The 7,823-nt window shown below is 51.8% G+C and carries 4 protein-coding genes; all 4 read left to right on the forward strand.

All coding sequences use genetic code 11. The annotated features are described in order from the left end of the window. Positions 1 to 297: 297 nt before the first annotated feature. From QGT73_RS16365 to QGT73_RS16380, 4 genes are read left to right on the forward strand one after another with little or no spacing between them, the layout of a single operon-like run. The gene (locus tag QGT73_RS16365; RefSeq protein WP_280123145.1) at positions 298 to 3,348 is read left to right on the forward strand and encodes a SusC/RagA family TonB-linked outer membrane protein; all 3,051 of its coding nucleotides are present in this window, start codon (positions 298 to 300) and stop codon (positions 3,346 to 3,348) included. A gap of 21 nt (positions 3,349 to 3,369) precedes the next feature. Beyond that, complete coding sequence (locus tag QGT73_RS16370) at positions 3,370 to 4,857, forward strand: RagB/SusD family nutrient uptake outer membrane protein (RefSeq protein WP_280123146.1); 1,488 nt, start codon at positions 3,370 to 3,372, stop codon at positions 4,855 to 4,857. A gap of 12 nt (positions 4,858 to 4,869) precedes the next feature. Continuing rightward, positions 4,870 to 5,715, forward strand: a complete 846-nt coding sequence (locus tag QGT73_RS16375) for a DUF4843 domain-containing protein (protein ID WP_280123147.1) — start codon at positions 4,870 to 4,872, stop codon at positions 5,713 to 5,715. A gap of 28 nt (positions 5,716 to 5,743) precedes the next feature. Further along, positions 5,744 to 7,351, forward strand: a complete 1,608-nt coding sequence (locus QGT73_RS16380; protein ID WP_280123148.1) for a PKD-like family lipoprotein — start codon at positions 5,744 to 5,746, stop codon at positions 7,349 to 7,351. Positions 7,352 to 7,823 lie beyond the last annotated feature (472 nt).

Here is a 7,823-nt window from a genome sequence, read left to right on the forward strand (position 1 = left end):
CATTATAAACAGCTTCATATTTTGTAAAAAAACGATTTACTCTCGTTGGTTGCAACGAGGGAAGTTGTGCATGGGGGAGTACGACAAACCTACCTGAGTAGTTACAACAAAAGTTAACGAGTGTTAAATAATTTGGGGGGGTAAATTTTTGTATAAATTTGCAAAAAGTCGCTAACATCAGTAGTCGTCACGTGTGACATCTTTCTCTATTTATCAGTTATAAGCTACTTCGTCGGGGCTTTTTAGAAATGCAATAATCTCTATTATTAACCAATCATTTATCAATTCCCAACTTTTATGAAAGCTAAAGGACTTCATCTATTCCTGTTGTTAGTCCTGTTTTTGTTCTCAGGGTCGCCGGAAGTTTACGCCCAGCAGACCGGTGGAGGGACAGCAGGATACGCGACGAGCAAGTCATCGATCACGGGTTTCGTATTTGACGCCGAAGGGGAGCCGCTTCCCGGCGTGACCGTGAAAGTCCCTAAAAAGAACTTTGCGACAGTCACCGACATCAATGGAGCTTTTTCTATCCATGGCAATTCAGGTGACATCGTTTCATTCAGCTACATAGGCAAGAAACCTGTCGAGATGAAAGCCGTAATCGGCCGCCCTATGCGCGTCATTCTTGACGACGATACCGAAAGCTTTTCAGAAGTAGTGGTGACAGGTATAGTCAACAAGGACAAAAACTCGTTTACCGGTTCGGCCTCGACCTTCTCGGCCGAAGAGCTCAAGTCGGTAGGCGTACAAAACCCGCTCGCGTCGCTCGCCGCCCTCGACCCGGCGTTCAATATGCTCACCAACGACCTTGCCGGTTCCGACCCCAACCACATGCCCGACATCAACATCCGCGGCAAGTCGTCGGTAATCGGAGAGCGTGACGACGCCGTCAACGACCCCAACCAGCCGCTCTTCATTGTCGACGGTTTTGAGTCGACCCTCGAGGCTGTGTTCAATATGGATGTCAACCGCATCGAGTCAATGACCATCCTCAAGGACGCCGCGTCGACCGCCATCTACGGCTCCAAGGCAGCCAACGGTGTGGTAGTAGTGGAGACTGTCAAGCCCAAAGCCGGCCAGTTGAGATTCAATTACTCAGGCTCTGCTGCCGTATCGACTCCCGACCTCACATCCTACAATCTGATGAACGCGTCGGAGAAGCTCGAGTATGAGCGTCTGGCCGGACGTTACACCCCCTCATGGGCAGCCGGACCCAACGATCATATCACTCTCAGCCAGAAATACAACGAGTATCTCGCCGCTGTGGCGAGCGGTGTCGACACCTACTGGCTGTCGGTGCCTCTGCGCACAGGCTGGACCCACAAGCATGACGTGTATGTCGACGGTGGCTCCAACGGCTTCATGTTTGGCATCGGAGCCAACTATTCGGGCACCACGGGTGTGATGAAGGACTCCAAGCGCGACAGCTACGGAGGCAAGCTCGACCTTATCTATCGTCTCAACAAGCTCCAGTTCTCCAACAAGTTCTCGGCTTCATACACCTCAACTCAAGACCCCGTCGTAGAGTACAGCGAGTATGCCAGAGCCAATCCCTATTACAAGAAGTATGACGAGAACGGTGACGTAAACCGCTGGCTCGAGAACAGCAACTTTGCCCGCGCGGCCAATCCGCTCTACAACGCGTCGCTCAACAGCCGCAAGGAAAAATCGCAGCTTCTTCTCACCAACTACCTCATCGTAGAGTACAACCCCATACATCAGTTGCGTCTGCGCGGCAAGCTGGGTCTGACCCACACCACCAACGACGGCGAAAACTTTATCTCGCCCGAGGACACCCGCTATGACAGCTATGACCGCACCCGCAAGGGCTCGTTTACATCGACCGACCAGAAGTCAACCCGCTACGACGCCTCGTTCACAGCCATCTATGCCGACGTGTTCGGCAACCACCGCATCAACTTTGCCGGTGACTTCAAGGCCTCGCAGAACAAGACTCTCACCCAGGGCTACAACGTAGTCGGCTTCCCCGAGGGCAACTACACCTACCCCTCCTTCTCCAACGGCTATCCCGAGGGAGGTGTGCCCCAGTATTATGAGGACACACAGCGTTCGACCAACCTGCTCGCCACCCTCAACTACGCCTATGACAACCGCTATCTTCTCGATGCCAACTACGCTCTGAGCGGTTCGTCGGTATTCGGCTCGACCAAGAAGTTTATCAACACCTGGTCGGTGGGTCTCGGCTGGAACATCATGAACGAGCGGTTCTTCCGCGAGGTTTTCCCCAGCGTGTCAATGCTCAAGATCCGCGCCTCGATAGGTAACCCCGGCAACCAGGGTTTTGACTCGGCGCGCTCGCTTATCACCTACAAGTTTCTCTACAACAGCTTCAATTATTTCGGCAACTCGACCATCATCGGCCAGTTTGGCAACCGCGACCTCCAGTGGCAGACCACCATCGACCGTAACATCGGTCTTGACTTCCGCACCGACCGCGTGAGCCTCGAGGTAGACTACTATGACAAGAACACCGACCCTCTGCTCATCGGTGTGTCAGTGCCTCTCTCGACCGGTATCACCGGCCTGTGGAACACCAACCTCGGCATCCAGAAGTCGCGCGGCGTGCTTGCCTCGGCTCAGTATTACATACTCCGCAATCTCAAAAACCGTCTCACCTGGAGCGTACGCGGAACACTCCGCCACGAGGACATCAAGCTCGACAAGCTCAACGGTATTCTCGATGACCTCAACCAGATAGGCAAGAACACCACGACCAAACGCTACTTTGACGGAGCTGACCCCGACGCCATCTGGGCCGTACCCTCGGCCGGCATCGACCCCTCCAACGGTAGGGAAATGTTTATCAAGCGCGACGGCTCCTACACCTATGACTATAATCCCGATGACGAGACCATCGTAGGCAACACCCGCGCCAAAATCGAGGGCTCGCTTGGCTCGAGTTTCAACTACAAGGGCCTGTCGGTAAGCATCAACTTCACCTACAAACTCGGAGGCAAGGCCTTCAACGACGCTCTCTTCAACAAGGTTGAAAACATCTCCTCGTCTCAGATGATCTACAACCAGGACAAGCGCGCCTTCTATGACCGCTGGCAGAAACCCAGCGACATAGCACAGTTCAAGGACATCGCCGACAAGGTGCCGACCCCCATGTCATCACGCTTTGTGCAGCGCAACAATGTATTGGCACTCCAGTCGCTCAACGTGGGCTATGACTTCTATGACGTGGCCTCGCGCCTGAAACTCGAGTCACTCCGCCTGTCGTTCTACTGCAACGACCTCTTCTGGTGGTCGACCATCAAGCAGGAGCGCGGTACAGCCTACCCGTTTGCCCGCAGCTATACGCTCGCGCTGTCTTTCTCATTCTAACCATCCTAAGAGATTCCGATTATGAAAATATACCAATCAATCACCGCAGCAGCTCTCATTGCGCTTGGCCTCGCCTCAACAGGGTGTTCCGACTGGCTCGACTATACTCCCAAGGACAAGCAGACATATGACGAGCAGTTCAATAACCGCACAGGTTTTCACACCACAGTCAACGGCATCTACAACACCATGACCGGCTCAGCCCTCTACGGCTCCAATCTGTCATACGGCGCGATTGACATCATGGGCCTGTGTTATAAAATCACCAATTCCAGCACGTCAAAATATGAGCTGTGCACCGCGGCCTATACAGGCACCTATGCCTCGGGTACTATAAGCAGCATCTGGTCGACAGCCTATAATGCTCTGCTCAACATCAACGTGCTCCTCCAGGCTCTCGACGAGAAGCCCGACGTGCTTCTTCCCGAGGACGCCACTATGATACGCGGCGAGATGCTTGCCGCCCGCGCCATGCTCCATCTCGACCTCGTGCGCATCTTCGGCCCGGTCTACATCGTCAATCCCGACGGACTGACAGTGCCTTATGCCGACGCGCCCGAGATCATCAAGCGCGAGCGCATGCCGCTCGGCGACATAATCTACAATAAGATTATCCCCGATCTGACCGAAGCCCAGAATCTTCTCAAGGACTGCGACCCCATACTGACCGAAGGTGTGCTCAACTCCGACGGCGGCGAGGACGGCAACTGGTTTCGCTACCGTCAGTTGCGTCTCAACTACTATGCGGCCACGCTGCTCAAGGCCCGCGCCTACATATGGGTGCAGGACTACACCAACGCGCTCGCCGAGGCCCGCAAAATCACCGACGACACCTATGCCCAGTCATGTTTCCCGTGGGTCGACCCCGTGAAACTTCTCGCCAACAGCAGCAATCCCGACCGCATCTTCTCCACCGAGTGTCTTTTCGGATTTTACGACAGCAAGATGGCGGAGATTTTCACCCAGAACTTCAACGGCACTCTCGACCCCGCTGTGGTTATGAAACCTCGCGACGGATACACCGACATACTCTTCCCCAACACTGCCGACTATCGTCGTCAGTCGCAGTGGACAGGCTCGACATCCATAAGCGGTGGCGAACTTGACTTCATCAAGTATAAGAGTTTCACCACCAACTCGACCAATCCCGAATTTTGGGCTACTTTCTACGGACTCATGCGCAAGAGCGAGGCCTACTATATAGCCGCCGAAGCTCTCAACGGACTTGGTGACACCAAGGGTGCGTGCGGCTACATCAATCAGGTCAAAGCAGCCCGCGGTATCGAACTTCTTGACACCGACTCACCGGCCGACTTACTCAAAGAGCTCAAAATGGAGTTTCTGCGCGAAATGCGAGGCGAGGGTCAGATATTCTTCCTCCACAAGCATTTCAACCAGTCGTTCGCAACCACCAACTCCGACTTCAACGGCCATGAGGCTGCCAACCGCGACAACCCGGCGGTGTCGCAACGCTACAATGTTCCCATCCCCTCAGGTGAAAACTATTAATACCCGCAACTTATGAAACTCAGAAATCTATTATATCTCGCTGCAGGTTCGCTGCTCCTTCCGTCTATTGCCGCATGCTCTCATGAGGAAATCGAGCCTTACAGCGGCCCCAGAAACGGCATATTTATCCAGCAGGTAGCCGGCACCAATATGACAACCGGTCTCGTGTCGTCCTACATGGACTCCACAACATTCTCGTTTGCATCATATGCAGCCAATGTTACGGAAATGCCACTGCGCTTCTATGTTCGTACGATCGGCGGAGTAACCAACTATCCGCGCCGCTACGCTCTTGCTGTCGACGAGGCTGTCACTACCGCCGTGGAGGGTGTGGACTTCTCGCTGTCGAGAAACGACTTCATTATCCATCCGGGAGAGACAATGGATACATGTATCGTCACACTCATTCGCACTCCGGCATTACGTCAGTCTTCTTTAGTCGTGAAACTGCGTCTGCAACCCAACGAAAATTTTGATATCATCTTCGATTCTTATCGCAACTCTGGCTCATGGGAGATTGCCGCTGATTCTCTGTCGGCTGTCACCTATGCCATACGTTTTACCGAAGAGTATCGTGAGCCCAATTACTGGGGTTGGTTTGGTGACGGTTATTTCGGGACCTTCACACCCGCCAAGATGCTTGAACTGCAGAAAGTAATGGGCTGGACTTACTCCGATTGGAACAGCGGAGGTCAGAGCACTTCCAAAGTACAGTATGGTCGTATGGACTTTGCTGCAAAGGCTTTCCAGAAGCATCTTCAGGAACTTGCCGACGCAGGCACTCCCGCCCGCGAAGATGACGGCTCATTGATGCAGCTCCCCGGCTCCTATGCAGTCGACTATTCAGCTTATGAGTAACAATCAAAACCGTTTTTTCTGAAAAATTATGAAACTCAATATACTCAGCGCGCTCGGTCTGTTTGCGACCTCCGTGGTCCTGACCGGCTGCTATGAAGACAAGGGCAATTATGACTACACCGAGATTGAGGAACTGACCATAACACTCCCATCTGCAATCGAGGCTATGGCCAACGCTGAAAACATTCAGTTTTCGCCCACAATAGTATCCTCGATTACCGGCAAAGAGATATCGCCCGACGACCCCAACTATGAATATGAGTGTCGTGTGTACTACACACGCACTATTGACGGCATATCCGAAAAATGGTATGACATCAATCCCGACAAGACCATGGCTGTCGACTTTTTTGTCGAGGCTCCGGCCGGTACATACACCCTGTGGTACACCGCAAGAAACAAGCGGACAGGCGTAGAGTCACATGCCAAAGGCTCAATCCGTCTCATCAGTTCAGTATATGAAGGATGGATGGTAATGGCTAACTGCGGAGCTGAAAAGACAATGCGTCTCGACATGATTTTTACCGACTCCAAAGGTCGTGAACTCATAGCCAAAAACATCACAGGTACTAAGGTTACAGGTCTGACCGAAGGTACCCAGGCAATGTATTTCCCGAGCATGTATGCCGGCAAGGAATGTGTCAACATCCTTACCAAGTCGGGCAGCTATCGCGTGTGGGACGATATGCAGATACTCGCATCCAGCAATCTCAAGCTACTTGATTTCGTAATGCCCACTACCGAGGGATCTCCCACCAAAATTTCCCAAATTATATATTACGGAAGCTACGGACCAACAGCCACAACATGCGTCACCGACATAGGCGATGCCTATGCCATTACATCGGCCGGAGCCGGAGCCTCATATGAATATCCATTAAACGCCGAAAAAGTCGGCGATAAGCCTTCCTACAAGGTTGCTCAGGCTATCGGCACAAGTATGGTACGTCAAGGCAACTCATCATCGGCTCTGTTTTATGACATCACCAACAAGCGTTTTATGGGTTGGAGCTACTATGCCAGCAACAACAAACTCCTCTTCCCGCTCAACGACAATGATGAAAACCAGCCCCAGGGCCTTTTCTCATTCAACACGGGTATGGATTTTGTCGACATGGAAAGCACCCGATTCTCTAACGGCCTTGTCTATACCGTGCTTCAGGACAACACCGGCCATCGTCACGTCTACGGCATCAACCTCTCGGGCTACAACAGCATCAAGAAGGAGTCGGCCTATGACAACATCACCGGTGAGAATTTTGACACGGCTACCGACTATGCTTTCCACTCGCAGTTTCCCTATATGTTCTACTGCAAGGGTAACAAGGTCTACTCCTACGGTCTTGTCGACAACTCTGTCAAGGACGTCCTGACTCTTGACGGCGCAGAGACAACAACGCTGCTCAAGTTTAACCTCTACGGCAATATGACACTCACCAGTCTCAACAAGTGGGAGGACGAGGAATTTCAGAGCATGCAATACAAGCTCATCGTCTGCTCGACAACAGGAGGAGAGGACGGCGGCATAGTACGTTTCTACAACGTGGACACCGCCGGCAAAATGTCGCTCTACAAAGAGTATAAAGGCTTTGGCGAGAACATTGTCGACGTGACCTATCGCGAGCGCAGAAAGTAACCCCTCGCGAGGCTTTACAGCCTCACTGTTAAAATACTTTTCACAATCCGACCGAAGAATGCAGGTATCTCACCCCCTCGACCTGCATTCTTCGGTCTTGTATTGCAATATTTTAGCAAACAGAAATAGAAATTAAGCAAATAAAATCGTGTTAAAATAATTAAAAACAGATTGCTATTTGCGCATAAATTGCTAATTTTGTACCAGCATTCTAAAATAGCAATAGAATATAATATTTAGGTAATGGGCCGTAGTCCTTTGTGAAAAGTGTTGCGGCTTTTTTTGTATCCCTACTTTAGATAAGAATAGATACAAAAGTTTCATAAGGACAGAAGAAACGGCCCAAGCCGAAATTCCAGTGCATATGTTAAATTGAGTAGACCGAAGTGTTAAATATTCAAGCGTACAGTTTGACCAGGCGGAAGATGAAGAAATCGCGGTCTCGGACACCGCGCATTTGCGAGCGGAAGAT

This window comes from Duncaniella muricolitica (assembly GCF_910574735.1).
GTDB classification, from domain to species: Bacteria; Bacteroidota; Bacteroidia; order Bacteroidales; family Muribaculaceae; genus Duncaniella; species Duncaniella muricolitica.

Excerpts from the sequence above, each read along its gene's own strand:
- QGT73_RS16380 (WP_280123148.1), top strand. The coding sequence starts at position 5,744 with ATGAAACTCAATATACTCAGCGCGCTCGGTCTGTTTGCGACCTCCGTG.
- QGT73_RS16365 (WP_280123145.1), top strand. The coding sequence starts at position 298 with ATGAAAGCTAAAGGACTTCATCTATTCCTGTTGTTAGTCCTGTTTTTG.
- QGT73_RS16375 (WP_280123147.1), top strand. The coding sequence starts at position 4,870 with ATGAAACTCAGAAATCTATTATATCTCGCTGCAGGTTCGCTGCTCCTT.
- QGT73_RS16370 (WP_280123146.1), top strand. The coding sequence starts at position 3,370 with ATGAAAATATACCAATCAATCACCGCAGCAGCTCTCATTGCGCTTGGC.